The sequence below is a fragment of the Sphingobacterium sp. UBA7855 genome, assembly GCA_002500745.1.
Taxonomy (GTDB): domain Bacteria; phylum Bacteroidota; class Bacteroidia; order Sphingobacteriales; family Sphingobacteriaceae; genus Sphingobacterium.
Window position 1 is genome coordinate 148,484 of sequence record DLST01000006.1, and the last position, 26,950, is coordinate 175,433.

Here is a 26,950-nt window from a genome sequence, read left to right on the forward strand (position 1 = left end):
TAGCGAGTAGCACATGCAATTATTTTTTACACCGGATTTAAATCCTTCATCAGAAAATTTTATCTTGAGTGAGGAAGAAAGTAAACATGCGATTCGTGTGCTTCGTATGGATGCTGGAGATCGTTTACATCTTATAGATGGTCGCGGAGGTTTGTACGAAGCTCAAATTATTGACCCACATCCTAAACGCACAGTTCTTACTATTTTAAGTGTGGAGGAGCACTTTCAACAGCCTCGCTACCATCTGCATATTGCGGTAGGGCCAACCAAGAATATTGATCGTATCGAATGGTTTTTAGAGAAGGCAACGGAGGTGGGTATTCAGGAAATCACACCCCTTATTTGCGAGCATTCTGAGCGAAAAGAGGTTAAATTAGATCGCTTAAACAAGGTTGTTGTTGCAGCGATGAAGCAATCTTTGAAGGCTTATCTTCCTAAACTTAATGCTGCTGTATCGTTTAAAGAGTTTTTGAAAAATAGTCCAAATGATGGTGTACAAAAAGCAATTGCACATTGTGTGGATGGTGAAAAAAAGTATTTAAACCAGATTTTTGAGCCTGCCAAACACTATATTATCCTTATTGGTCCGGAAGGAGATTTTTCTGAAGGAGAAATTGAGTTGGCAATACAAATGGGTTTTCATCCCATATCCCTGGGAGAGGCGCGTTTAAGGACTGAAACCGCTGCTTTATCGGCTTGTATGGAAATTTCCCTGTTGAATAGGTCGTAGGGGAATAAAAGACGAGCCTAGCCCTATAAATGGGCTGTGACAGATCAGCAAAGCCGATTTAATGTTTATTAATAAACGTCAGTTTATTTTATCGGTTCAGCATCTACAATCTGAATTTCCGCATTTCCCTTCAGCGGATCCTTCGTAAAGATCATTTTCCCTTTTAATTTAATCGGATCTTCAGAGAATTTTATAGCATTGCCCTTTAATGTTACTTCGACCATAGGAGGGATTCCATTAGAGCCACAGAATTGACACTGCATAACCGGCAATACAGACATCATAAAATTTTTATGATTACGGCCACTATGAAGCGGAACCATATAGCCGGGCAGTTCTACTATTTTATTTTCAAGGGCTTTAAGTTCTTTCGGATAGAAAGGAGTATACACTTTCTTTGCGCCATTGTACGTGACTTTGTAAGCCATTTTATCAATCGCTTCCCACGTTTTGTTCATCATGGGCGTGTGGTCGGGAACATCCGGATTACTGCCAATCTGTGCCTGTAACTTTATGATGCCGAAGAATATGAAGAAGAGTGCAGTGATAAATTTTTTCATCTGTTTAATTTTTTCTTGTTGCGATGAAGCTATTCGATGTGTGTCGTTTGATGAATAAATCGAATAGCTTCATCGCGGTTAATATTACCTATATCGTATTCCGTTTTTTTAGTGCAATGCTGGGATTTACCAGCCATATACCCCTATTTTTACCATTAGTTCAATTGTCATTTATGTTATTTGTTGGACAAAGTACCGGCTATACTTGTCCGATACGCTTTCACAGCAGGAATTAACGCAGCTAGCACACCAATTAGACAAGCGACACACAAAAATACCAATTCTTTTGGATGTAGCCTAAAAGCTTCGATAAAGTCGGCACTCTGGCTTGTTTGGTTGCTGATATAGTATAAGGCCAAATGTGCCAATAAAAGTCCCACCAATCCACCAATGATTGTTATTGTCAGACCTTCCAATAAAACAATGTTGAATAATTTTCCTTTAGAGGCTCCGAGTGTACGCATAATGGCTAGATCATATTTACGTTGTTTCAACGCATTGTAGAGATTAATAAATACACTCAGGCCCGCAATGAGCATGATCACATACGCAAGAATAGCTAAAGAATCCATTCCTACTCCTAAGAGTGAAAACAAGCGCGTACTTTCCATCGCTGGAGAAGCAGCTTGCATATCCGTTTGTTGGTCGATCATTTTAGGTAATATGCCGATAGCTGCGGGAGATTGATATTTAATCAAAATTGCTGTTATTTCTAATCCATTTTGCTTCACCATATCCGCGCCAATAGATTTTACAAACATACCTTCCTCATCGTGCTGACTTTGCTGACCGTGATCGTGGTCGTGATGATCTTTTCCGCTGGTATCTAATGGCTGGTTCGTTTGTTCTTCTAAATCTTCACCATGATGATGGAGGTGTGCTTTGACAGTTTCCTCCCTGTCTTCTTCGCGTTCACGCAGTTCTTTTTGTAGTAGGGTTTCTTCGTGATCATGTGCATGTGCGATTCCATGGACATCCCAGACACTTTCTAAGTTGGTTAATATCAGGTTATCAGTAACATTGTTATTGTGCTTTAAAATGCCGACAATAGTAAAAGGATGTTCATCATGATGATGGCCATCTTTGCTCAAGCCGTGTGAACTATGGATTTGATCCCCGATTTTCAGTTGCTGTTTTTTTGCGACCTGGTCACCAATGACTACTTCAAAATTATTTTTCCAAATGCGGCCTTCACGAATAGACGTTTCATAGATAGTTAGGAAAGAGGAATCGGTTCCAACGATGCGATGCCCTTTAAAGTTATCGCCCAGCGATAAGGGAACTGCTAGCTGCACAAGCGGATTTTGACGTAAAGGGTCCAGTTCGTCCAATGGGATGTTACCTGTTGGATTGTCGATGTGATAAACACTCGATAGGATCAATTGCAGCGGACTCCCTTTAGCGCCAACGACTAAATCAATATTTTTGCTGTTATTGTCAAGCTGCTTTTCAAAAGACTCTCCGGTAATTGATAGCACGGCAAGGATCGAAATTCCAAATGCCGTTAGCAAGATGCTTAGAAAGACCGAGCCAAACTGTCTACTTAAATTTTTCCAAACCAATTGTATCGTGTTCATAGCAAATTTTAATATCTAAAGGGTGACGCTTAAATAAAGTAAAAAATTATTTTAAAAGGTACATTTTAGAGAATTGATCTTTTATTCTCTTGTCATGCGTAGTTATCAGTAGGGTCGATCCGGCAGTTTCAGCTATTGATAATAGAAGTTCTAATACCCTATGGGTATTGTTATCATCCAATGCAGCTGTCGGCTCATCCGCGATCAATAGGGCTGGTTTATTGATAATGCTGCGCGCTATAGCGGCACGTTGCAATTGTCCACGACTTAATTCGTTTGGATAGGCATTACTTTTTTGATCTAATTGCAGCTGTTTTAGGATGAGTTCAATAGCGCTTATATCTACTTTTTTTCCGGCTAAAGATTGCGCCAATTTGATATTTTCAATTAATGTTAAATTTTTTAGGAGGTGAGCCTCTTGAAATATGAAACCAATATATTGGGACCTAAATTGATCCAGTTTGCTGTTGGATAACAACGATAAATTTTGACTATATATGTTGACCTGCCCTGTTTCTGGTCGTGACAAACCGCCTAATATATTTAATAGTGTTGTTTTTCCAGAGCCTGAATCGCCTAACAATAATGTATGTTGCCCTTTTTCGATGTAAATATCTGGAAATTCAATTGGCGCTGAATTTGGATACTGAAATGATAACTGTGTAGTCGATACGATTGGAGTGTTCATGGGAATCCGATATTGAAATATATTCAAACTTAGATAAATTGCTTTTTATATGCAATNNTATTGCATATAAAAAGCAATTCGTATTCGTGTGCTTAGTATTTTAGGTGGAAAGGCTACTGATACATTGGCTATACTATTGTATCATCGATCTTTAGGTGAACTCGCTAGGGGCTGCACTACGATGCCTAGGATAAAAAGAACCAATTGTGTTAATAAATGAAGTACTTAATAATTTACTTACACTTCATTAATATCATTTCGCTGTAACTGGTCCAACTATGATGCTAATTCGCAATAAAAGCTCTTTTTTACTGAAAGTCGAAAAATCAGAATGATGGGTAACATTAAATTAACAACGGATTGATGTAATGGTAATTTGTTGTTAATGTTAACCTAATATTCTGCTAATAGATTTGCAGAAACAAAAAACAAATAAATTGGAACCACAATTACAACTTAAAAGAATCGCTGCTGTCGTAACGCTAGCAGTAGCTGCGTCAACAACAGTTTATGCACAAGGCAGTGGAAAGGTGGCGGGTAAAGTAACAAATGTCAAAACAGGTGAAACAATTACAGGTGTGACAGTTAAGGTGCTCGGGACGGCGAGAGTGGGAAGTTCGGATGTGACTGGTAATTATAATATTCCTGCAGTACCTGCGGGTAAGTATACATTAGAATTTAGCTATGTAGGATTTTCTACTAAGCAAATTACAGATGTAGAGATAAAAGATAAAAATGTTACGACACTAGATGTAGTACTTGATAATACTGGGGGAACAGTATTGGATCAGGTTGTCGTAACAGGAACTTTTAAAAGAGAGTCGATCAATGCTTTGTACTCGCAACAAAAGAATAGTGCTAGAATTTTCAGTGGTATTTCGACTGAACAAATTAAGAGAAGCCCAGATAGAAATACTTCTGAGGCGATTAAGCGCGTAAGTGGTGCTAGTATTCAAGATAATAAATATGTTATTGTAAGAGGGTTGAGCGATCGTTATAATTCAGCTATGTTGAATAATGCAATTTTACCTAATACCGAAGTGGATAAACGTGCATTTTCATTTGATATTATTCCTTCGAATTTAATTGAATCGATCGTTATCAATAAAACTGCAACACCGGATATTCCTGCTGATTTCTCTGGAGGTGTGGTTCAAGTGAATACGAAAGATTTTCCGGAGAAAAATTTTCTTGATGCATCAATAGGAACCTCTTATAATACGCAATCTACATTTAAAAATTTCACTTCAGCAAAAAGAACTGGAGGCGAAGTTTTTGGTTTTGCAAGCAGTGATCGGGAAATTCCAAAGAGTTTCCCTTCAACAAAAGATTTTCAAGCTTTACAAAATAATTCAAATGAAATTTTTGAGTATTCTAAATTATTTAAAAACAATTGGGGCTATGATACGAAGAAATCAACACTAACTCCAAATTTTCAGTTAAACTACGGTTCCACAAAAAATTTCAAAGATGATTCTAAATTAGGAGCTATTTTTTCATTGACTTATCGCTATGACCAAAGAAAACGTGAAGCTGATCAAAAAGCTTATGTCGGGCAGTCATTGCCGGAAGTATTCCATGATGATCAATATAGTTACAATACAAATTTAGGAGCCCTTGCAAACTTCGCGTATTCTTGGAAGTCAAATAAAATCTCTTTCAAAAACTTATATAATCGAATTTTAGAGAATCAATTTACGTTTCGTGAAGGAAAAGATGATTCGGGGAGTGAATTTTATCGCACGGGAGATTATCTATTACAACGATCTATTTTAACCAATCAATTATCTGGTGAACATATCCTTTCGGATAACAGTAAGTTAAAATTGGATTGGTCCTTGAATTATGGACGTACAGATAGAGATGAGCCCGGTTATAAACGGATGGAATATTCGAAAGATGGTATTGCATCGATTTCAGCTACAAGTTCCTCCACAGCAGACAGAGCAGGCAATTTCAATTCGACAATGACTGAGAATTCTTACGGAGGAGCATTGAATTTGACGTTGCCAATGCATTTGTTCTCGGAAAATGACAAATTGAAAGCAGGTTATTTCAATCAGTTGCGTGACAGAAATTTTAATGCAAGGGTGATTGGATTTATTCGAAATGGAAACTTTGATGCGAGTTTGCTGAAACTACCGCAAGACAAAATTTTTGATCAAGCCAATATTCGTCCAAACGGCTTTATACTAAATGAAATAACCAACGGTGGGGATCATTATGATGCGAAAGCTTTTTTGAATGCAGGCTATTTGATGTATGATGGATTTGTGATGGAGAAATTGAGGGTGATTGCTGGAGCACGTCTTGAGTCATATAATTTGAAATTGAATAGTGAAGATAATGGCAATCCAGTAGGTGTTGACACAACGACAATTTCGCTGCTACCATCGTTGAATTTAATCTATAATTTGGATAGTAAGCAAAGTTTTCGCTTTGCAGCCTCACAAACAGTGGGAAGACAGGAATTTAGAGAAATGGCACCTTTCCCATTTTATGACTTTAATAAGAATATGAATGTTCGTGGAAATCCTAATCTGAAACAGTCGAAGACGTCAAATTTTGATTTGGGGTATGCATATTATCCGACTGCTGGAGAAGTACTATCGATAGGGGCATTTTACAAGTATTTTGAAAACCCGATTGAGCAAGCATTACAGTTAGGTAATTCGGGACGTTCATTCAATTATACCAATTCAAAATCTGCAGATGTATTTGGTGTGGAAGCTGAGATACGTAAGAATCTGAAATTTATTGATGAGCGATTGGATAATTTTGTCGTCAACGCGAATGGATCATACATTTATTCAAAGGTTATTGTTCCAACTACTGTGAACTCAACAGGTAAAAGAAAACTACAAGGACAATCACCTTATCTAATCAATGCTGGATTATCGTATACGACTAAAAATCCAAATACGACCGCGATTACACTTTTGTATAATAGAGTGGGACCAAGAATATGGGCAATTGGTAATGCTGAAGATCCGGATATCTACGAATACTCTAGAAATATTCTTGATTTGCAACTGGCGCAAAAATTTGCGAACTCCAGAGCCGAAGTAAAATTGAATTATAGTGATATTTTAAATAATAAAGCTTATTTCTATCAAAAACCAAAAGGTTCTGATCCAAACGCAGCATTCAACAAAAACACAGATAATATCAATAGAGCGGAGCAATACGGATCAACTGTTTCTCTTACTCTTTCTTATAAATTTTGGTAGTCTATTCATAATTCATAAATCCTTAACATAGTGTTAATTGTATCGTTAAATTAAATTATTCTTTTTGTATAAATAAAACATGAAAATGAAAACGAATTTAAACTTAAATCTTTTAGCTGTTTTAGCAGCAGGATTGACTGCATTTGCAAGTTGCAGCAAGAGTGATCCTGCAGTAATAGATCCTCCTGTTAAACCGGGTGATTCAAATGAATCACTTGCAGATTCATTCTTTGAGAAGGTAGCCTACAAAGGAGCATTCGGCACTACTGACTGGACATCTGGATGGGTTAATTACGAACCGAATAAAACTGCATATTCTGCTGCTACAGAGGAACTTTCAGGTGAAATAGCTGCAGATAAAACTTTAGATGCTTCAAAAACATACTTGTTAAAAGGTTTTGTTTACATTAAAAGTGGTGTTACATTAACGATTCCAGCTGGAACAGTTATTAGAGGAGATAAAAATACCAAAGCAACATTGGTTGTTACAATGGGCGGTAAAATTAACGCAGAAGGGACTGCTGCTAAGCCAATTGTATTTACTTCAAACCAACCGGCTGGTACAAGAGCTCCAGGTGATTGGGGTGGGATTATTATCTTAGGTAAGGCACCTAATAATATCCCAGGTGGAACAGGTCTTATTGAAGGCGGTTTAACAGCTCCATACGGAAATCATGGTGGAACTATTGCTGATGATAACTCAGGAGTTCTTAAATATGTACGTGTTGAGTTCCCAGGTATTGCTTATACAACAAACAACGAGATTAACGGTGTTACATTTGGATCAGTTGGTTCTAAAACAACTGTTGAGTACGTTCAAGTTGCTTATTCTGGTGATGATTCTTTTGAGTGGTTTGGTGGTACAGTAAATGCTAAGCACCTTGTCTCTACTGCAAACATCGATGATGTTTTCGATTTCGATAATGGTTACTCAGGAAAACTTCAATTCTTAGTAGGTCTTAGGGATCCGAAATTAGCGGATCAAGCTGGTCAATCAAATGGTATTGAATCTGATAATTCGGAAAAAGTATTTGATTCTTCTCCAAGAACACGTCCTGTTATATCAAATATGACATTGGTTGGACCTGGTAATACGGAGGTTGATCCAAAACATGAGTATGCAAATTTGTGGAGAAGAGGAAGTAAGATGATCCTTGCTAACTCTATCTTCATCAACATGCGTTATGGTATCGATATACGTGATAAAGAAACTGGTGATGCATTGACAGATAAAACATCTTTGATTAAAAATAATATCTACCAATCATTTACGGCAGAAAGGGCTGTGATAGCCGATGGTTCAATACCTTCATTTTCTACCGTTGATTTATTGAAAACGTATTTGACTACAAATAATAATACATTCTTGGACGATGCGGCAGCTAAAAATCTTTTGGTTAATCCATATAGTTTAACAGCACCAAACTTTATCTTGAAATCACAATCAGTAGCTGCTACTGGTGCTTCTTTCTAAAAAGCAATTTTAAATTTAAGAGCCCATTTCTCAATGGGCTTTTTTTATCAATTATAAATGATGAGAAGAAAAATTTTTAAAAATTGGAGTGGTTTTGTTAACTTGGAATGACTACCGCTATTAGTGGCTTTGTTTTTATGCTTATCGTGTTCAAAAAAGATAAGCTTGAAAATTTACAAGAAATAAAAGAAGAAACCACGGTTCGAAAAACAAAAGCTATTGCGGTTACAGATCAACATGAGCAAAATGCTAATAAAAATTGGAAATGGGATGATCCAGCTTTAACAACAGTGAAATTATATTTTAAGCCAAAGATTAATAATCAACCTAGTCCATCTATTGAAAGACCATTGCCTTGGTTTATCGCTGGTAATCCTATAAATAATAGTGATAAAGATTATCGTTCCGAACTTGGTTGGGTCTTATATTTGAAAGACTTTGGAACTCCAAATAGGCCAGCTCAAACACCATTTTTTGCCTTATATAATAGATATTCAGGTGTTTTAAGATTCTTTGTTTACAATTATAGAACACAAGATCTTAATGAAGGATCAAAAACTTATTATATTGGAAAACTTAGCTATACTGATCCAGATAAACATAATGGGACATTGTCGTTTTTGGCTCCCCCTGAACAATTTGTTGTTGATAAGGAAAATAAAAATACATCGTTAATAAGTATTACAAAAAAAACCGCAAGCGATATTTGGATGAATTTTGATTTTCTACTTGCTAAACCTGCAGAACTGGCTGAACTTCCTGCTGAAAGTGTGAATTTGAATTTAAATATATTCGGGGCTAATGAGACGGAGGTAAATCTCGGGTCAGATTTTTCTAATATTACAGCAAAATCTGTCATTGGTGGCGCAGGTACAACATCGGATTTTTCCAAGTTTATCAATGGCGGAGTGGAATATACTACTTCTGGTGGCGCTTTGTTGGAATCGATAAATAAACTACAAACATTGACTGCTACAAAAGTCCAATCTAAAGCTGATTTATCAGTGAAAGCAAGGAATGGTTTAGAAACTCCTAAGGTTCGAGCTGCAATCCCCGTTGCAACTATTGCCGCAGCAGTTAGTGTAGTAAAAGGAGTATTTGGATTTGTTAAGTCTTTTGTAGGGGATCAAAATCTGGAACCAATACGCAAAGTTCTTTACAATATAATGGCATTGTCAACACAACGGGAACTGCGATTCTATCCAATAATTTGTATAATATCCAATTTAGCTTAGATAACCATAGCCCAATTTCTCCAAGTTATTATATTCCTCTATATGAATATCCAATTGGAATTTTGAGGGCTCTTCCTCCAATTTCGGATACATATGGAACTGGAATTTATTTTGAAGAAAACCAATACTATTGTGGTAAGCCAATGCCGCTGGATGTTTTAAAACAAGCGACATATGCCATTAAGCGCACCGCCATGCAGAATATCTATAGAGATTTTACAAATGAGTATCGGGGATTGGAACCTTACATCCGACTAGATAGTATAAACTTAACTTTAATAAATCGTAAGTATTCAGGGGATGGTGTATTACCGAATTCATTTGAATATTTTCCAAAGGGGTCTACTCCTATAGAGCCAAGAAATTTTGATGTGATGAATGAATTTACATTTCCAGATAGTAGGAATTCTGGTTGGAGACAATATTATCCATTCACTCAGTTAGGACAAGAATACTTTTACGTAAAAAAATGGTATTATCCTAATTCCCAGTTTGCATTTAATATATTTAATGATCCATATCAATTCCATAAACCTTCATTAGGTATATATATAAAAAATTTACAATTACCGATCCTAATTATCCAAATAATGAGTCAAGAGAAAGGGTCATTTTTAAAGTTGTGGATTTATACAGATCTACCAAACAAAATTTGAATATTGGAGGATGTCCTGTTACCGATTATAATTGACAATCTTAATAACTGAAAATCCTGCCTTGAGCGGGATTTTTTTTGTCGCATATGTATGAGCTAATTCGTTATAAAGAGGAACAAAATAAATCTTAAAATATGAAAAGAACGATCTATCTAGTGGTATTAGGTATTACCCTGCTATTTGTTGCTTGTAAAAAATCTGATAATAAAGTGGATTCGGAAACTGAAGGGCTGAAAGTCGAAATAAAAGGAATTTCCGGCTGGGGTGAATTTGTAAGTATTAGTGTGGATCAAAATAAGACAGTAGTAAAGTATCCTGTAGAGACTAATGGAAGTCCGCAAACTGCAAGGGATAAAAGCTATAGAACCAGTGAAGAAACGTTTAGAAAGCTGTCGTCATATGTTGAAACTTACAACTTATTGGATGCTAAAATCCAAGAGTGTGCACGCTGCGCTGATGGAGCAGATTATGTGATTACAATCAAATCTATGGGGAAAGAAAACACAGTAACAATTGCAGCTCACCGAAACGATGGTAAATATGCTGATGTGCTCGATTTTATAAGTAAGCTTTAGAAAGCATAAAAGCGCTGTTAATAATTATTTATTGTTCATCAAATATTGACTTTAGCTAAATCATATCCTATAAAGCCAATATCGAACTGCGATTTAAGAAGTAATATCATCTGGGCTCATAATGATAGACAACCTGATAAGACTGATTTTTAAGCTCCTCAGACAGTTGACCTATATCTAGTGTTTGGGCTTGTGGGGTAGGCTCACAGACAGAATAATATTTACCATTGTACAAAATAGCGTCACCAATAGGGTGTTCAAATTGAACGGCCATAGTCACATGTGTGGGATAGAGCAAGGTAATCATGGGTAGATTGTAGATTTCCTTAACCAAATAAAAAAATAAGGCTACCCGATCATCACAGTCACTGTATTTATTTAATAGGGTTTGTTCAGCCGAAAGACGTTTTTCAGCTCCAAAATTCTCTTCATCATTTTCATACAAAAAGGCATACCGGGTAAACCGCATTAAATAATCCACTCCTTCCTGTTGGCTCTTTCCACTTAAATTATCCTTAAGCGCCGGAATAAGCGATTGATAGGTTTCTTTGCTTAGCGGAATATTGAAATAAGTTTCAAAATCCACACCAGGATAGTTTTTAAAAAGATCACTGATATCGTCATTCAACTTGATGTTAAAATGGTAGGCTTTATGGCCATAATTGAACGCGATCTGCTTTTCCTTATAGTTTGCAGGTACAAAATCAGGTAATTTTGTGATTTTATAACTGAAATCTTCGATAGCTTCCGGAATCTTTATGTTGACTGGAATGTAGGTGTCAGCTCGTTGAAACAATTTTCCGTAGTCATGGAAATTTAAACAGGTATATTTCTTGCCGTCAATTTCAAAAAATGGAATATCAGAAATATCTTCTTTGTTCTGAATGAAAAATATGATTTGATTATTACCAACAGCCAAGCGGGCGTCATAACCAGATTTACACATTAAAAACCATTTGTACAACGTGTAGCGTGTATAATTTTTAGCTTTCGGAGCAATCTGTTGCGCGGTACGGCGAATCAACTGATAATATACCCAATCATTCAAATGGTGCTCGTCTTTGTATTCAAGCAAACTGTTTACAAGTTGTATATAATCTGTCTGATCCGCTGTTTGATAGAATTTTTGTACATGCGCTATCGTCAAGCTGTCTTTGAATGGAATGTTAAAGGAAGTCGGAACATCAATGGATATCTTTCCGTCATAAAAATCGAAATCATGATGTTGCGCCCACAGCTGTTGTGAAGCGCAGGTCAACCATACGATGATGGTGAATAACATCCAATATATTTTTCTTGATCTCAATTCTTAACAATTTGATAACATTAGTGTAATATAAATTTAACAAATTGTAATTGCTTTTCGAAAAAATTGTAGAAAATATTTTTAGCCTACCGCAAATTGATAGTAAATGTAAACTTATTTCAGTGTAAGACATAATCGTTTGCCAGTGCATGTTAGGGAGACTTTGTTCGCTAGTTTTTCGGGACTGATTCGTACCATCTTCGGAGTTCCCCCACTGCCTGCCCACTGATTCTCCACCTCGGGCCCACATAAACAGTGGGGAAAGAGTGGGGGATCAGTGGAGCGAGAGTGGACGCACGGCGAACAAAGGGCGAACGAAGAGCGAAGGAAGGGCGAAGAAGCTATAGTTTAAAGACTCAGCTTTTCGATAAATTACGCGATTAGTAGGTAACTTTAGGTTTATTATTTTCACAAATTACACCCTTAGCTGGTTTGTCATTTGTCGTACTGCAATTTAAGCTTTTATCCAGCGTTCTTTTGGCATTGTCCAAATGGTTATATTGTTCTGCCATATTCCCAAACTCAGCAAAGTTCTCTTTGTCTGTATACAATATGGAAATAAACTCGCAGTCTTTACGAAAGGGGGCAATGTGCCATTTACTGGGGTCGTTGCAGGGAATGTCATCAAAAAAGGTCTGTAGCTTGGGGAGCAGATCTGCCAATCGTTGGTTGATCTCTGATAATTCCAAATCTCTAGCTGAGGCAACTTTCAGTTTGCCGGCGATGCACCGTATTCCAAAATGAGGAGGAAGATAGTTGGGCGAAACACTGGTGTCGTAAACAATAGGTCCTTTATATACTTTCTGTGCCCTTTCTCTGAGCGCTGCAGCTTCGGTAATTAACTTATTATAGGCTTGTTCAAAGCTCGGGTGTACGGGTACATAGGTGTAATAAAGCGTGTCAACTCGGCATTCCTTTAAATCACTGCAGGAAATATTTTCGGTTAGTTTAACCGCTTGTTGGATTTTATCTGCTGCTAGACTTGTGAGTTCGTCGTAGCTTTCTTCTTTTTTACAGTCTACAAAGAGAAGTGTACTACATAAAAAAGCGTAGAATAGGTGTTTTAAGTACTTCATAAATTGGTTTTTTTAAGCTTAACGAAAGCTTTCAGCTATCCGCTACAGTTGCAAATCAATGTGACGTGTAAAAATAGTATTAAAATTCGTATCTTCGTGCAATGGATAATTTTATTGTTTCTGCACGTAAATACCGCCCGATTACCTTTGATTCGGTTGTAGGTCAGCAACACATTACGGGTACCTTAAAGAATGCGATACACAACAACCAGTTGGCGCAGGCATTTTTGTTTTGTGGTCCTCGTGGTGTGGGTAAAACTACCTGTGCACGCATTTTAGCTAAAACAATAAATTGTGAAAATATCTTAGAGGGTACTGAGCCATGTGGCGAATGCGACAGCTGTAAATCTTTCCAAAACGGTAATTCATTTAGTATTCATGAACTGGATGCAGCATCGAATAACTCGGTCGATGATATCCGTAATCTTATTGAGCAAGTGCGGATACCTCCACAGGCAGGAAAATATAAAATCTATATCATAGATGAGGTCCATATGTTGTCTCAGGCGGCTTTCAATGCATTTTTGAAGACCCTCGAGGAACCGCCTTCTTATGCAATATTTATTCTGGCAACGACAGAGAAACATAAGATTTTACCGACGATACTTTCGCGTTGTCAGATTTTCGATTTTAACCGAATCAAAGTGGAAGATATGGCTAACCATTTGGCTAGTATTGCAGATCGGGAAAGTATCGCTTATGATCAGGATGGATTGCATATCATTGCACAAAAGGCAGACGGTGGGCTTCGAGATGCCCTGTCTATGTTTGATCAGATCGTCAGCTTCTCCAATAAAAATGTCACCTATCAAGCTGTCATTGATAATCTAAACATTTTAGATTACGACTATTATTTCAAGTTAACAGATGCTATTTTAACCGAAGATGCAGCACAATCCTTACTGATTTTCAATGAGATTTTGAACCACGGATTTGATGGCAGTCATTTCATTGCAGGTTTGTCATCGCATTTCAGGAACTTGCTTGTTGCGAAAGAACCTTCGACTCTAAAATTGCTGGAAGTTAGTGACAGTATTCGTCAAAAATATTTACAGCAGGCTCAAAAAGCTTCTTCGGGATTTTTGTTATCGGCGTTGAATATTTCCAATCAATGTGAAATTAACTATAAAACGAGTAAAAATCAGCGTTTACAGGTCGAGCTTTCACTCCTTAAGACTTGTCATATAGCCCATGCGATCAAATTGAGCCAGCTTGGATCTGTCCAGATGTCTTCGGCCAACGAGGAGGTAAAAAAAAAACTTCCTGAGCCAATAGCAGCACATCCAAAGCAGAGCGCTTCTGCTGTAATGGCATCTCCAGAAAGTTCGTACGGTAATGCACCTGTGAAAGAAAATCACGTTGTGCCGCCACTTCCACAAGCTGCACCTGTGAATTATCAAACTTCGGATATTAAGGCCGAACCGAAAAAGGATCCTGTTTCTAATGTCCCTCCCAAAGTTAAAAAAGGAGGGTGGGGGGCTTCCGCTTCGGCAATCATTCCATCTTTGCCGAATTTGAATACCATATACGATAATAATACGGTTGCCAAAGAAGGGGATGAGCCAGAATTGATACGTGGTAGTGAACAACGCGATGTTTCATACGGTCAATTTATTGCGGTTTGGAACAGTTATGCTGAACAACTTAAAGCAGAAAACAAGATTAACCTGTACACCATGATGACGGCCATGCAACCCCGACTTAATGGTGTATTGATTGAAATTGATGTTGAAAATGGAGTTCAGATGGATGTATTGCAAAGTGCAAAGGTCGATGTACTGAATTATCTGCGTGTGAAGCTCCAGAATTTTTCGTTGGATCTAAAGGGGGTGATGATGGAGCACACTATTTCGCGCAAACCCTATACTTCACAGGAGAAGTATCAAGCCATGGTCAATAAAAACCCACTATTAGATACGTTGCGGAAGGAGTTTAACTTGGGGCTAAGCTAATTCGGAGACTTTAGTTGTTGTTTATTTTTGTACATTTGCAATCTCTTCTATGAAGAGCAGAATATTTAGTTTTTATTATGCAAGGAAATTTTCAAAGACGTGATCGCGACCACGGCGAAAGACGTGAGGTGAATCAGATGGTATTTGGTATTCGTGCTGTGATGGAAGCAATAGATAGCGGTAAAGAGATCGAGTCATTGTTTATACAGCGTGGTTTGAGTGGTAGTTTGATTATAGAATTGAAAGCCTTGCTAAAAGAGCATAATATCGCTTTTCAACAGGTGCCGATCGAGAAGTTAAACCGGATAACACGTAAAAACCATCAAGGTGTAATCGCGGTCATTTCGCCAATCACCTATCATGATATTGAAGATCTTCTACCGCAGATTTATGAAGAGGGTGAAACACCTTTACTTTTGATGTTGGATGGAGTAACAGACGTTCGTAATTTAGGTGCTATCGCACGGACAGCTGAATGTTCCGGTGTTCATGCGATTATTGTTCCCAAAAAAGGGTCTGCTGAAGTTAATCCTGACGCGATTAAAACATCTGCGGGCGCATTATATAAAATCCCTGTTTGCCGCCACGATAGCCTTTCAAAAGTAGGTAAATTTTTGATTGATTCGGGGGTACAGTTAGTCGCTAGTACAGAGAAGACAACGACGAGTATATACGATGTCGATTATACGGCGCCAACCTGTGTGATTATGGGGGCGGAGGATATCGGCGTATCCAATGACTTAATCCGAATTGCGGACAATCTCGCCAAGATTCCAATGTATGGTGAAATCAGTTCATTAAATGTATCAGTTTCTGCTGCTGTTGTGATCTACGAAGCAATTCGCCAACGGATTGTTAAAAAGTAGCACCATACTTTATTGATAATAAAAAATCCTTTGTATTTTAACAAAGGATTTTTTTGTAAGCTAGATTTGATAAATTTGCTCGATCTCTCGTTCGTATTTTTGTAGGATAACTTTTCTTTTCATCTTTAAAGTAGGGGTCAATTCACCGGTCTCAATCGTCATTTCATTGGGGATAATGGCGAATTTTTTGATCTGTTCCCAGTTTCCAAAATTTTTATTGATACGGTTTAGTTCCGACTCGATTTTCTGCTTCAGTTCCGGGCTATTTAGAAAATCCGGCCTAGAAAGATTTGACAGGGTCGGAAATGCTGTTTTCGACCATTCCAATAGATTTGCATAGTTGGAAAAAATCAAAGCTGCGGGGAACTTACGGCCTTCTCCAAGTACCATTGCCTGTTCGATAAATGGAGATTCTACCAGCCTAGATTCAATCTGCTGAGGAACAATATATTTTCCTCCCGATGTCTTGAACATCTCTTTCTTTCGATCTATGATTTTAAGGAATTTGCCATCTACCCATTCGCCAATGTCTCCTGTGTATAACCAACCATCTTTAATTGCTTCTGCTGTTGCCTCTGGATTTTTATAATAACCGATCATATTATTGTCTCCTTTCGTCAATATTTCTCCATCGGGCGCAAGCTTAATTTCGATATGAATTAATGGCAAGCCAACTGTCCCAATTTTCATAGCCCTTCTATAACAGTTTACGGCGATACATGGTCCAGCTTCAGTAAGACCATAACCTTCGTAAATCGGAATTCCTGCAGCCATATATAGACGAATTAGCCTTTGCTGTAGTGCAGCGCTTCCAGAAGCAATTCCCTTGATATCACCACCGAAAGCCTTACGCCATTTCGAAAAAACTAATTTACGGGCAATTTTCAACTGAAGATCATACCACCATGATCGCCCCTCGAGTGTGTATTTTTCGCCGAGGTTTATGGACCAGAAGAATAGTTTTCGCTTAATCCCTGTTAGCTGTTCTCCCGTTGCCATTATCTTTTCATAAACTTTCTCCAAAACGCGAGGAACAGCAGAGAAAATATGTGGCTTTACAGATTTAAAGTCTTCGCCTATTGTATCCATAGATTGAGCAAAGAAGATGGTCAAGCCTTTGTACATATACACGTATTGGAACACGCGCTCATAGGCATGGCAGACTGGAAGAAAGGAAAGCGCCCGGTCACCGCGTTGAACAGGAAAGGAATATTCGCTACTGCATGTATCTGCTAATAAATTTTTATGAGACAGCATAACACCTTTTGGGTTTCCTGTTGTGCCTGAGGTGTAAATGATGGAGGCCAGAGCATCGGGTTTGATACCATCACGAAGCTGGTTGAGCGTTTCATCTGTAATCATCTCCCCGCTTGCAACGAAATCCTTCCAATGGTTGAGATCATCTTCTTTTTCGAAGCTATAGATCGCACTTAATTGAGGACAATCGTCTTTTATCGTTAATATCTTTGTATAGAGTTCTTTTGAACTGACAATGCAGTTTTTAATTTCGGCATGATTGAAAATGTAGGTATAATCTAACGTCGAAATATTGGGGTAAATCGCGACAACAACAGCGCCAATTTGTTGGATAGCAAAGTCAAGTATATTCCATTCGACACGGTTTTCACTAATTAAAGCCACTTTCTCTCCCGCTTGTACACCGAGTGCGATCAGACCTTTTGACGTCTTGTTAACTTGCTCAATAAATTCAGCATTGCTCAGTGTTACCCATTTGTTATCTTTTTTAAATGAAAACATCGGAAAGTCTGGTGCAATATCATATTGTAGATAAGCTAAATCAAATAATCTCGTTGCTGTTGGCATAGTGAAAATCCAGTTCTTATAATACAGCTAATTTACGTTTTTTTATAGACACATCCGTATTCAATACGTGGATTAATGGGTATGTTAGCGGAGAAGGTGGTATAAAAAAAGACTCTGGTATATCAAGCTATGTGCTTTTATACCAGAGTCTCTAAACTCTTATTTTAAATACTGTTTACTTAGTATTTACTTTTTGATTCTTTGCGTTTTCCAGAGAAATCACGGAAGCCTCCGCCATTGTTGCCGCTACGCTCACGCCTCTCGCCACTGAATCCTCCTTCACGTCTTCCGCTGCGCTCGCCGCCACCATAACCACCTTCACGTCTTCCACCGCGATCACCGCCACGATATCCACCTTCACGTCTTCCACCGCGATCACCGCCACGGCTTCTTCCGCCACGGCCTTCACTTTTTCCTTCACCAGATACTTCAATACGTACTTGACGACCGTTGTAATCTACGTTCTGGAATCCTTGGAATACTTTCTCGACCTCAGCATCTTGAACTTCAAAGAATGTAAATACACCCTTCAAATCAATTTTACCAATAGATTTTCCTGAAATGTTGGCATTGTTACAGATAAAGCCCAACATGTCTCCACGAGAGAATTCATCTACTGAGCCTAAGTTCATGAATAAACGTGTGTAACCTTTTGAACCTTCACGAGAGCGACCATCACGTCTATCACCGCGGTCTTCACGAGAACCGTCGCGCGCTTCGATATTTAAATCTGGGGCGTTTTTGTAATAATCCAAGAAACGGTTGAACTCAAGAGAAGCAAATCTTTTGATGATATCTTCTTTGGAAAGAGATTCCAAATTTTCCATAATTGCTGGCAAGAATGGGCTGATTTGTTCATCGTTCACTTCAACATTTTCAATCTTTTTAACGATCGAAAATAATTGTTTTTCGCAAACTTCAGCACCTTGAGGGACTTGCTTTTTCTCAAAAGGCTTACCAATGATCTTTTCAAGATGACGGATTTTGCTTAGTTCTTTTACGTTTACCAAAGAAAGTGAAATACCAGTTTTACCTGCACGGGCTGTACGGCCTGAACGGTGTGTATAGTTTTCTGTTTCATCAGGTAAAGAGAAGTTGATAACGTGAGTTACATCACTTACATCAATACCACGAGCAGCTACGTCTGTTGCGATCAACAATTGTAAACTACGGTCACGGTAACGTTTCATTACTTTATCACGTTGTTGTTGGGATAAATCACCATGCAATGAATCTGCATTGTATCCATCTTTGATCAACGCTTCAGCAATATCTTGCGTCTCGATTTTTGTACGACAAAATACGATACCAAAGATATCAGGATTTGAGTCTACAATACGTTTGAACGCCGCATATTTATCTTTTGCTTTGATCAAATAGTAATGGTGTTCAATGTTGGCATTACCTGTATTTTTTGTACCTACAGTAAGCTCAACAGGGTCGGTCATATAATTCTTTGCGATACGACGCACTTCAGAAGGCATCGTTGCCGAAAATAACCAAGTTTTTTTCTCGTCAGGAGTTTCTGACAAAATGTTGTTGATGTCTTCTTTGAAGCCCATATTGAGCATCTCATCCGCTTCATCCAATACAACATATTTTACATTTGAGAAATCAATCGCATTTCTGCCAATGATATCCAACATACGACCTGGGGTCGCTACTACAATTTGCACTCCACGTCTAATTTGACGCAGCTGGTCTGAGATATTTGCACCTCCATATACAGCAACAACATGTACGTTGTTAACGTATTTAGCAAATTTTTCTAAATCTTTTGAGATTTGTAAACATAATTCCCGAGTAGGGCAAAGGATTAATGCCTGAGGGTGTTTTTGAGAAAAGTCTAATTGCTCTAATAATGGAAGACCAAATGCCGCGGTCTTTCCTGTGCCAGTTTGGGCTAATCCGACAAAATCGTCGTTACCAGTCAATAAAACAGGAATGGCTTTTTCCTGAATTTCAGAAGGTTTTTCGAAACCTAATTCTGAGATGGCATTAACAACTTCCTCACGGATTCCCAGTTCTAAAAATGGGTTCATGAAATATTATATACAATAGGCACTATTGCCTAAGGCGTTGCAAAGATAAGAATAATATTGGAATAAACAAATAATTTAAATAATTGATTTTTAAGGGAATCTGATTCTTTTATACCAGGTGATAATAAATTGAGCGCTGTTATATAGATTTAGCTCACTTTGAAAAGTATTATTTCGAATGTGAAACTATTTTTTATACCTACAGTTTCTTTATTCATTTATTAATAGAAACTTAATATTTCAACCTTAATTTTGGTATTAGCATGAATCAAGGACCAGTTGTACATCAGCGTTGGCTACAAGCTATTAAAGAGTTTAACGATACTTCTGCTTATGAGGAATTGTATCGCTATTGCTGGAAAGATCTTTATCAGCACGCTGCCCGTCGGATCCTAGACCGACAGGATGTGGAGGATATTCTACAGGAGCTGTTTGTCCAGTTTTGGGAAAGGCGGCATACAATCGACATCCAAATGAATCTCCCAGCCTATTTGAAAGGGATGCTCAAATATAAAATTATAGATTTCTTTAATTCCAATAAAGCCAAAGACAGATTGTTGGAGCACTGGAGTAAACATATATTCGACTATGTGCAGCAACATCCAGAGGATCTCAATACGTATTTAGCCCTTGAGAAGTTGTTGGAGGAAGAGCTGGAAAATATGCCACAGAATATGCGGCAAGCGCTTTTATTAAAATGGGAGCATTTATCCATTCGAGAGATAGCCATGCGTATGGGGCTGTCTGAGCAAACGGTCAAAAATAATCTTACGGAAGCATCCAAACGACTACGGAAAGCTATTTTGGGCTATCAACATGTTCAAAACGGTAGTTTTAGCATTCTTTTGGTCTTTATGATAGACGAGCTCGCTAAGTAGCTTACCCACCTTGCCACATTCCTATTTTCTGAACTTTGATCCTTTAACAATTCTTTCATACAACATTAACTATTTCTTGAAGTACTTTGGGGCTTTTTTGCGGACTTGTATATAAACAGCAGGCATAAAAAGTGAAAAGAAGAATTTTTGAATCGCTAATTGATAGATATCGCCAAAATAAGGCTAGCGCTAGTGAGCGTACACTGATTGATCGTTGGTATGCCGAACTTGATGGAGAAGATGTACCCGACTATAAAGTTGACGAGAGTCAATTGTGGGAAAGAATTCATCGGCAGATTGGAAATAGTTCCAGAAGAAACGTACCTGTTCGGAAAATGCTGTATTGGTCTGTAGCTGCTGCCGCATGTGTCTTGCTTTGTCTTGGTGTTTTATTTTGGGGTGTCAAGGGGGATGATACAGTTTTGAGAAAGCAGGCTATGCTTAAAACAGGATATCGGGTTTTTGAAACGGGAATTGCGCAACGGAAAAGAGTGCAGCTTGCAGATGGCTCAACGGTAATTTTAAATGCACGGACGAAGTTGAAATTGGATACGGTTTCTTTCGATCGAAAGGATCGCATGGTAGAGCTCCTCGCGGGGGAAGCTTTTTTTGATGTAAAAAAAGATGCTACGAAAGCCTTTATTGTAAAAGCTCGAGACATACAAACTAAAGTTTTAGGTACTTCCTTTACCGTTAAAAACTATGCGGAACTGGACGATATATCTGTGTCGGTATTTACCGGCAAAGTTGAGGTCGTGGCCAACCGCAACCTGTTGGGGATACTGGAAAGAGGAGACCAGATTCGTTATTCCAAAAATAGTAATAAAAGCCAACTGGGGAATTTTGATCTCTTGACGCGAAATAGCTGGATCGAAGGACGTGTATATCTTAAACAAAGCACTTTCGCTGAGATGGCTATAGCAATCAAAAATATCTATGGTAAAGATCTTGAGGCTGCAGATATTCAAATTTCCCAACAGCATTATAGTATGCCTATATCGAGGCAGTTATCATGGGCGGCGACCTTAGAAAGTATTAAAGCCATTCATCACAATAAGTCTAGAAAGGAGGGGAATAAAGTGCTGATTTACTAAATAGTGGACAAAAAGAGCCGACGACCGCCATCGTCGGCTCCGATTGGTACGACTCCTAAATAGGGGTAAATAACATATACAACAACTTGTAGAGATATTATATACGTAAACAAATTTATGAAATTTAACCAATACGTTACGAAAAACGATATTAAGTTTATGATAAAGACATCGCTGGTAGGATTGCTTCTATCGATAGTTTCTGTCGAAATACTCTTGGCTTCTGTCGTACATGGACAGCTACTTAATAGAGAAATTTCCATCTCCTTTAATGAATCTAGCATTCCTGCAGTTTTTGAACGCCTAGAATCTCAAAACATCCATATTGCTTTTGACGCCGCAAAATATAATCTGTCGAAGAAAAAAGTAAGTTCTAAAATTTTTATAAAAAGCAGTGTCAGAGATGTCATGCATTATCTTCTTAAGGAAACAAACCTGACGGCCATTGACAATGGAGTATACATTACATTGACCGAAAAAACTATTCAACAAAGTGGACGTATTTCGGGTAAAATAATTGACGACCGCGGACAACCATTGGCGAATGCCAGTATTAAATTGGTCGGTATGAATAAATCTACGCAAACCAGTCTAGATGGTAGTTACGGTTTCATAGTGGCGACAGGTGTATATACCCTTGAAGTAAGTTATTTGTCCTACCGTACACAACGTATCGAGGGGGTGAAAGTCGAATCAGGACAGCGTACGGCACTAAATATTGAGATGAAGGCGCAGGTAAATGCTCTGGAAACTGCTGTAGTGACAGTTCCGTTCAAAAAGGCTTCTGTGGCAGGACTGTATGCAGCACAAAAAAATGCCGCTTCAGTAACCGATGGGATTTCTGCAGAGCAGATTGCCCGAACACCAGACAATGATATTGGACAAGTTTTAAAACGCGTGACAGGATTGACAACAGTCAATAATAGAAATGTAATTGTAAGAGGAATGTCTGATCGTTACAATCAAGCAATGCTGGATGGGGTTGTGATTCCAAGCACTTCACAGAATAGGCGTGATTTTTCCTTTGATATTATTCCGACAGAGATGGTCAGCTCCGTTGTTGTCAATAAGACTGCAACACCGGATGTCTCTGCAGAATTTTCTGGTGGCCAGGTTTCAGTGAATACACTAGATATTCCAGAAAAGAATTTTACGTCGATTCAATATGGAATTGGTGGAAATTCCCGTACGACAGGAAAAGACTTCTATCGTCTCGGAGAGCGTAAGACATCCGAATTCTTTGGTTTTAATCACTCCTCTTCCAAGCAACCTCAAGGTATACAGCCCTGGTTTTGGAATGGCGAGGCAAGACGTCTAGACGCTCCCCCTGGATATATCTTGAATGATCCAAAGTTGAACGAGGAATTTTTGATGCCTGGTTCAACGTTGAAGTATAATGACATTGATGCCATCGAACAATCTAAAGTTGTCAACGCTGATGCCATGAAATTATATCGCTACAAGGCCAGTCCCAATCAAAATTTACGATTTGCATTGGGTAGACGATATGCGATCTCAAACGGATTATTGTTCGGATTCTCCGCCTCTGCAAATATTCGGAATGAACAGAATATCGTACCCTTTAATAATGTTCGAGGGTCTGGTATCATTAATGGATATGGGGAAAAACAGCACATGATAGAAAGTGATACAATCGGCCAAAATGGAGCTGGGACTTCGTATCGTTTTAATAGCAGTAGCGGATTGGTCGCAAATTTTGGATTAAAGGGACAGGATTTTAAGCTTGCATTTAAAAATATGTATGCACGCACCTTTAACAATAATTATAGTGAAAACATCCGGGCGACGTTTACAAATTTGAGTAGCCCGCCGACCAAAAATCAATATCAATTGCCTGAAACAATGTCTTTGCAGCAACACCAATTAAGTGTTGAGTATCAGCTGCCTTGGGATATCAAAGCGGAGGGGATGTTTGCTTACAATAGAATTCAGCAGCAGATTTTGGATGAGCGCAAGTTGCGTTATGGACTAACAACAATAATAGATGGAAATTATATCTTTCAAAGCCCCAATTTATTGAGTCTTTCTAATTGGTCCAATCATTCGGAAACAGGGTTCGATTCCCGTATGTGGACGGAGATCAATGAACATGATTATAACTGGGCGATGGCATTTTCACGAATGTTCGGGGCAGGGAAAGTCGTCAGTACATTAGTGAAAGTCGGGTATCAAGGATGGAAGAAAAACCGCGATCTATCTGTTTTTCGGCTACTACCTTTCACAAGATCCTATCTTCCTGATGATCCCTCGAAAGGGGCGCCCGCAATAGAGATGCCTTATGATGTATTGGTGTCTGCAGCAAATATTGGGAATGGTATTGGTCAGGCATATTATTATCCTGAACCTATTGGGGGAAGTGTCTACGATGGTGCAATGAATTCACATGCCGCATACTTCATGTTGGATCAGAAATTTTGGAATAAGCTGAGGTTAGTTTATGGTCTACGTGCTGAATATTACAATTTGCAAAATCGTCAAGATGAAATGTTTAGAAAACAAAATGGTGATCCCAATGAGGATAACAACAAATTACTGCTGTATAAACTTATGATCCGTGAAAAAAATTGGAAATTATTGCCGTCGATCAATGCAACTTATAGTGTCAGTAATACTTTTAATGTGAGAGGAAGTTACTCCAAAACGGCTATTCGGCCGGATTTTAGGGAAACAGGCTTTTTTGGCTTCTATGATTTTGAATTAGACGCTATCGTTTCTGGGGATAATGTAGAGTCAACTTTTATCGATAATGTCGATATGCGGTTGGAATGGTATCCGAGTCCGGGCGAAATTATATCCCTGACAGGATTTTATAAATATTTGGATAAACCAATAGAATTGATCGAAAATGAGGATGTAAGTCCGGGGAGCGCATATGTTTTTAATAATATGGAGTCTGCTAAAAACATGGGGATAGAATTTGAAATCCGTAAAAACCTAGGTTTTCTCGGTGAAGCAGATTGGTTATCTAAAGCTTTTATAAATGCAAACGGCACTTTGTTGAAATCAGAAGTAAATGCATTGAGTCAGTGGAGGCATAAACTTGTTGATAACGTAACCGTAGCAGAACGACAAAAAAATAGAGCACCAAACCAGGACCGTCCATTAGTGGGACAGTCGCCCTGGTTGTTAAACTTGGGAGTAGGTTATTGGGGGGATGATTTTGGAATAACAACAAGTTACAATCATAGAGGATACCGTACGAATACAGCATCCGTCAACCCGAATCGAGTAGAGTATGAACTTGCACCGAGGCAGCTTGATCTACAGGTGTATAAGCGTTTTCTGCGACAACAGCTGGAAATTAAATTTAACGCTGCTAATCTTTTAGATGAATGGACGCAGTATTATCAAAATCAGTCGGCTTACAGTGAATCCAAAGGCGAAAATGGAGAAAAGATCTTTGACCTTGTTAAAGGAGATAATAAATATAGTAGGGCGGATGATGATATTATAACTTATCGTAAAAAAGACGGGCGAAGGTTTAACCTTTCCGTGATCTATAGCTTTTAAATAATAAGGTGAAAATAAGTGTGGAGGGCTATTTAATTGTAATAGGCTTCAAAGATATCGTAGAAATTTAGAAAAAACTACTGCGCGAGGCAGTTTCATATCACTCCTTAATAATGTATATAGTTCCGGGTTTGTCCATATAACGCAACAGGAAGATAAAAATAGAGAAACAAAAAACGGGTGATTGAAAACAACTATGCAGCCTTATGAAATGCTATCCCATAGGGATGCATAGTCTAAAAAATGATCTTGTGATGGCAAAACTAGTAATTATTTAACGCAAAATGAAAAAAATCTTAACAGTAGCAAGCGTATGCGCAATCGCATTAGCTTCTTGTAACAAGGACAATGTGGGACCAAATTCAGATTTGAATGCTGGCTTGCCAAATAAACCTCAGGCAACAATCCCAACAGATGCTGCCGGCATTATTACTAAAACAACTCTTTCAGCTGATACAGTATGGAAAATTGACGGTGTGGCTTTTGTTCGGCCAGGAGCTACCTTAACTATTCAAGCGGGGACATTTATTACTTCTGGAGTAACTAAAGCATACAATGATCAAATTACTGGATTAACACACAATATCAAAGGGGTATTAGTTGTACCTAAAACAGCTAAATTGATTGCTAATGGTACTGCTGCTGCACCTATTGTATTTACTTCTCCTAATGCTGGTGGTTCCCGTAATCCAGGTGATTTTGGAGGAGTTGTATTATTAGGCAATGCAACGACAAATCAAGCTGCGACAAAAAGAATCGAAGGTATTCCGCAACCTGTTGGTGTAGATGTGTCTTATGGAGGAACAAATGCTGCCGATAATTCGGGTTCTTTAAAATATGTACGTATTGAATTCGCTGGTTATAACTTAACGGCTGATAACGAGATTAATGGGTTGACTTTAGGTGGCGTTGGTACTGGGACTACATTGGAAAATATTCAGGTATCTTGGGGTAAAGATGATGGATTTGAATTTTTTGGTGGTACTGTAAATGCTAAATATTTAGTGGCGTTGTCAAATGATGATGATGACTTTGATTTCGATCACGGTTACACAGGGACAATTCAATATGCTTTATCATTAAAGGATCCCAATTCTACCAACAGTACTTCTAGTGGTAGTTCTGATTCAAATGGTTTGGAATCGGATAATGAAGGTACAGCTCCATATGCAGCTACACCAAAAACTCGCCCAGTATTGAAAAATTTCACATTCTTGGGTATTAAAGATGCTACTATAGCAGGAACTAAACTAAAATTTGGTAACCGCTGGAGAAGAGCGTCTGAATACGATATCCAAAACTCAATTATTGCTGGCTATGCAACAGGGGCAGCATTTCAAGATGGAGCCACAGGTACTTTTACAGGAAATGTTGTACATGCATATTCTGCGGCCTTTAGTGGTGCTACTCCGGCTGGAAACCAAACAAATGTGTCAACAGATGCTGCCGCATATTTGAAGTTAGCGGGTGGTGCCAATATTTTTTATCCAACGGCGTCTTTATTTAACCCTGTATTTCTAAGACCACTGTCGACTTCGCCAGCATATGGTAATGGAACGACTACTTATAGTGGTGCGTTTCATCCAACAACTGCTCCTTGGACAGCAACCTGGACCCAATTTGATCCAAAAAATTATTAATAGCTTCTATTTATTG

General features: G+C 38.3%; 19 protein-coding genes. 12 read left to right on the top strand and 7 right to left on the bottom strand.

Features of this window, described 5'->3' with window-relative positions:
- Positions 1-13 precede the first annotated feature (13 nt).
- On the top strand, positions 14-730 hold the full coding sequence (locus B2107_RS04485; RefSeq protein ID WP_293953527.1) for a 16S rRNA (uracil(1498)-N(3))-methyltransferase: 717 nt from the start codon (positions 14-16) through the stop codon (positions 728-730).
- A gap of 83 nt (positions 731-813) precedes the next feature.
- On the opposite strand, the gene B2107_RS04490 is transcribed toward B2107_RS04485, so the two are convergent.
- The 3 genes from B2107_RS04490 to B2107_RS04500 all read right to left on the bottom strand — a co-directional run bounded on the left by B2107_RS04490 (position 814) and on the right by B2107_RS04500 (position 3,555).
- A complete protein-coding gene (locus tag B2107_RS04490) occupies positions 814-1,290 on the bottom strand; it encodes a hypothetical protein (RefSeq protein WP_293953529.1) in 477 nt (158 codons plus the stop codon).
- Between the two features lie 176 nt (positions 1,291-1,466).
- The gene (locus tag B2107_RS04495; protein WP_293953531.1) at positions 1,467-2,867 is read right to left on the bottom strand and encodes an ABC transporter permease; all 1,401 of its coding nucleotides are present in this window, start codon (positions 2,865-2,867) and stop codon (positions 1,467-1,469) included.
- 46 nt (positions 2,868-2,913) lie between these two features.
- A complete protein-coding gene (locus tag B2107_RS04500) occupies positions 2,914-3,555 on the bottom strand; it encodes an ABC transporter ATP-binding protein (RefSeq protein WP_293882455.1) in 642 nt (213 codons plus the stop codon).
- A 437-nt stretch (positions 3,556-3,992) separates the two neighbouring features.
- Here B2107_RS04500 and B2107_RS04505 point away from each other — a divergent pair, with 437 nt between their 5' ends.
- The 5 genes from B2107_RS04505 to B2107_RS04525 all read left to right on the top strand — a co-directional run bounded on the left by B2107_RS04505 (position 3,993) and on the right by B2107_RS04525 (position 10,725).
- Positions 3,993-6,785, top strand: a complete 2,793-nt coding sequence (locus tag B2107_RS04505; RefSeq protein ID WP_293953533.1) for a TonB-dependent receptor — start codon at positions 3,993-3,995, stop codon at positions 6,783-6,785.
- 85 nt (positions 6,786-6,870) lie between these two features.
- Entirely contained in the window at positions 6,871-8,259 is a 1,389-nt protein-coding gene (locus B2107_RS04510) for a hypothetical protein (protein ID WP_293953535.1), read from the top strand.
- Positions 8,260-8,366: 107 nt separating this feature from the next.
- Entirely contained in the window at positions 8,367-9,494 is a 1,128-nt protein-coding gene (locus tag B2107_RS04515; protein ID WP_293953537.1) for a hypothetical protein, read from the top strand.
- Positions 9,470-10,150: a hypothetical protein gene (locus B2107_RS04520; RefSeq protein ID WP_293953539.1), complete on the top strand. Its 681-nt coding sequence runs from the start codon at positions 9,470-9,472 to the stop codon at positions 10,148-10,150. The genes B2107_RS04515 and B2107_RS04520 overlap by 25 nt, the downstream gene beginning before the upstream one ends.
- Positions 10,151-10,284: 134 nt before the next feature.
- On the top strand, positions 10,285-10,725 hold the full coding sequence (locus tag B2107_RS04525; protein ID WP_293953540.1) for a hypothetical protein: 441 nt from the start codon (positions 10,285-10,287) through the stop codon (positions 10,723-10,725).
- Positions 10,726-10,831: 106 nt separating this feature from the next.
- Here the strand turns inward: B2107_RS04525 and B2107_RS04530 are convergent, their stop codons facing one another.
- Both B2107_RS04530 and B2107_RS04535 read right to left on the bottom strand, forming a co-directional pair.
- Entirely contained in the window at positions 10,832-12,007 is a 1,176-nt protein-coding gene (locus tag B2107_RS04530; RefSeq protein WP_293953542.1) for a hypothetical protein, read from the bottom strand.
- A 404-nt stretch (positions 12,008-12,411) separates the two neighbouring features.
- The gene (locus B2107_RS04535) at positions 12,412-13,107 is read right to left on the bottom strand and encodes a hypothetical protein (RefSeq protein WP_293953543.1); all 696 of its coding nucleotides are present in this window, start codon (positions 13,105-13,107) and stop codon (positions 12,412-12,414) included.
- 101 nt (positions 13,108-13,208) lie between these two features.
- Here B2107_RS04535 and B2107_RS04540 point away from each other — a divergent pair, with 101 nt between their 5' ends.
- On the top strand, positions 13,209-15,059 hold the full coding sequence (locus B2107_RS04540) for a DNA polymerase III subunit gamma/tau (RefSeq protein ID WP_293953545.1): 1,851 nt from the start codon (positions 13,209-13,211) through the stop codon (positions 15,057-15,059).
- A 77-nt stretch (positions 15,060-15,136) separates the two neighbouring features.
- A complete protein-coding gene (rlmB, locus tag B2107_RS04545; protein WP_293953547.1) occupies positions 15,137-15,925 on the top strand; it encodes a 23S rRNA (guanosine(2251)-2'-O)-methyltransferase RlmB in 789 nt (262 codons plus the stop codon).
- Positions 15,926-15,985: 60 nt separating this feature from the next.
- On the opposite strand, the gene B2107_RS04550 is transcribed toward rlmB, so the two are convergent.
- Both B2107_RS04550 and B2107_RS04555 read right to left on the bottom strand, forming a co-directional pair.
- Positions 15,986-17,749 (bottom strand): AMP-dependent synthetase/ligase, encoded by a 1,764-nt coding sequence (locus tag B2107_RS04550; protein ID WP_293953549.1) that lies wholly within the window; start codon positions 17,747-17,749, stop codon positions 15,986-15,988.
- 179 nt (positions 17,750-17,928) lie between these two features.
- The gene (locus B2107_RS04555; protein WP_293953551.1) at positions 17,929-19,791 is read right to left on the bottom strand and encodes a DEAD/DEAH box helicase; all 1,863 of its coding nucleotides are present in this window, start codon (positions 19,789-19,791) and stop codon (positions 17,929-17,931) included.
- Between the two features lie 263 nt (positions 19,792-20,054).
- Here B2107_RS04555 and B2107_RS04560 point away from each other — a divergent pair, with 263 nt between their 5' ends.
- From B2107_RS04560 to B2107_RS04575, 4 genes are all read left to right on the top strand, one after another.
- On the top strand, positions 20,055-20,669 hold the full coding sequence (locus B2107_RS04560; protein WP_293953553.1) for an RNA polymerase sigma factor: 615 nt from the start codon (positions 20,055-20,057) through the stop codon (positions 20,667-20,669).
- Between the two features lie 131 nt (positions 20,670-20,800).
- Positions 20,801-21,763, top strand: coding sequence for a FecR family protein (locus B2107_RS04565; protein WP_293953555.1), 963 nt, complete (start codon positions 20,801-20,803; stop codon positions 21,761-21,763).
- 159 nt (positions 21,764-21,922) lie between these two features.
- Positions 21,923-25,294, top strand: coding sequence for a TonB-dependent receptor (locus tag B2107_RS04570; RefSeq protein ID WP_293953557.1), 3,372 nt, complete (start codon positions 21,923-21,925; stop codon positions 25,292-25,294).
- Positions 25,295-25,578: 284 nt separating this feature from the next.
- Positions 25,579-26,934: a hypothetical protein gene (locus B2107_RS04575; protein WP_120336546.1), complete on the top strand. Its 1,356-nt coding sequence runs from the start codon at positions 25,579-25,581 to the stop codon at positions 26,932-26,934.
- Positions 26,935-26,950 lie beyond the last annotated feature (16 nt).

Excerpts from the sequence above, each read along its gene's own strand:
- B2107_RS04485 (WP_293953527.1), top strand. The coding sequence starts at position 14 with ATGCAATTATTTTTTACACCGGATTTAAATCCTTCATCAGAAAATTTT.
- B2107_RS04490 (WP_293953529.1), bottom strand. The coding sequence starts at position 1,290 with ATGAAAAAATTTATCACTGCACTCTTCTTCATATTCTTCGGCATCATA.
- B2107_RS04495 (WP_293953531.1), bottom strand. The coding sequence starts at position 2,867 with ATGAACACGATACAATTGGTTTGGAAAAATTTAAGTAGACAGTTTGGC.
- B2107_RS04500 (WP_293882455.1), bottom strand. The coding sequence starts at position 3,555 with ATGAACACTCCAATCGTATCGACTACACAGTTATCATTTCAGTATCCA.
- B2107_RS04510 (WP_293953535.1), top strand. The coding sequence starts at position 6,871 with ATGAAAACGAATTTAAACTTAAATCTTTTAGCTGTTTTAGCAGCAGGA.
- B2107_RS04515 (WP_293953537.1), top strand. The coding sequence starts at position 8,367 with ATGACTACCGCTATTAGTGGCTTTGTTTTTATGCTTATCGTGTTCAAA.
- B2107_RS04525 (WP_293953540.1), top strand. The coding sequence starts at position 10,285 with ATGAAAAGAACGATCTATCTAGTGGTATTAGGTATTACCCTGCTATTT.
- B2107_RS04530 (WP_293953542.1), bottom strand. The coding sequence starts at position 12,007 with ATGTTATTCACCATCATCGTATGGTTGACCTGCGCTTCACAACAGCTG.
- B2107_RS04535 (WP_293953543.1), bottom strand. The coding sequence starts at position 13,107 with ATGAAGTACTTAAAACACCTATTCTACGCTTTTTTATGTAGTACACTT.
- B2107_RS04540 (WP_293953545.1), top strand. The coding sequence starts at position 13,209 with ATGGATAATTTTATTGTTTCTGCACGTAAATACCGCCCGATTACCTTT.
- rlmB (WP_293953547.1), top strand. The coding sequence starts at position 15,137 with ATGCAAGGAAATTTTCAAAGACGTGATCGCGACCACGGCGAAAGACGT.
- B2107_RS04550 (WP_293953549.1), bottom strand. The coding sequence starts at position 17,749 with ATGCCAACAGCAACGAGATTATTTGATTTAGCTTATCTACAATATGAT.
- B2107_RS04555 (WP_293953551.1), bottom strand. The coding sequence starts at position 19,791 with ATGAACCCATTTTTAGAACTGGGAATCCGTGAGGAAGTTGTTAATGCC.
- B2107_RS04560 (WP_293953553.1), top strand. The coding sequence starts at position 20,055 with ATGAATCAAGGACCAGTTGTACATCAGCGTTGGCTACAAGCTATTAAA.
- B2107_RS04570 (WP_293953557.1), top strand. The coding sequence starts at position 21,923 with ATGATAAAGACATCGCTGGTAGGATTGCTTCTATCGATAGTTTCTGTC.
- B2107_RS04575 (WP_120336546.1), top strand. The coding sequence starts at position 25,579 with ATGAAAAAAATCTTAACAGTAGCAAGCGTATGCGCAATCGCATTAGCT.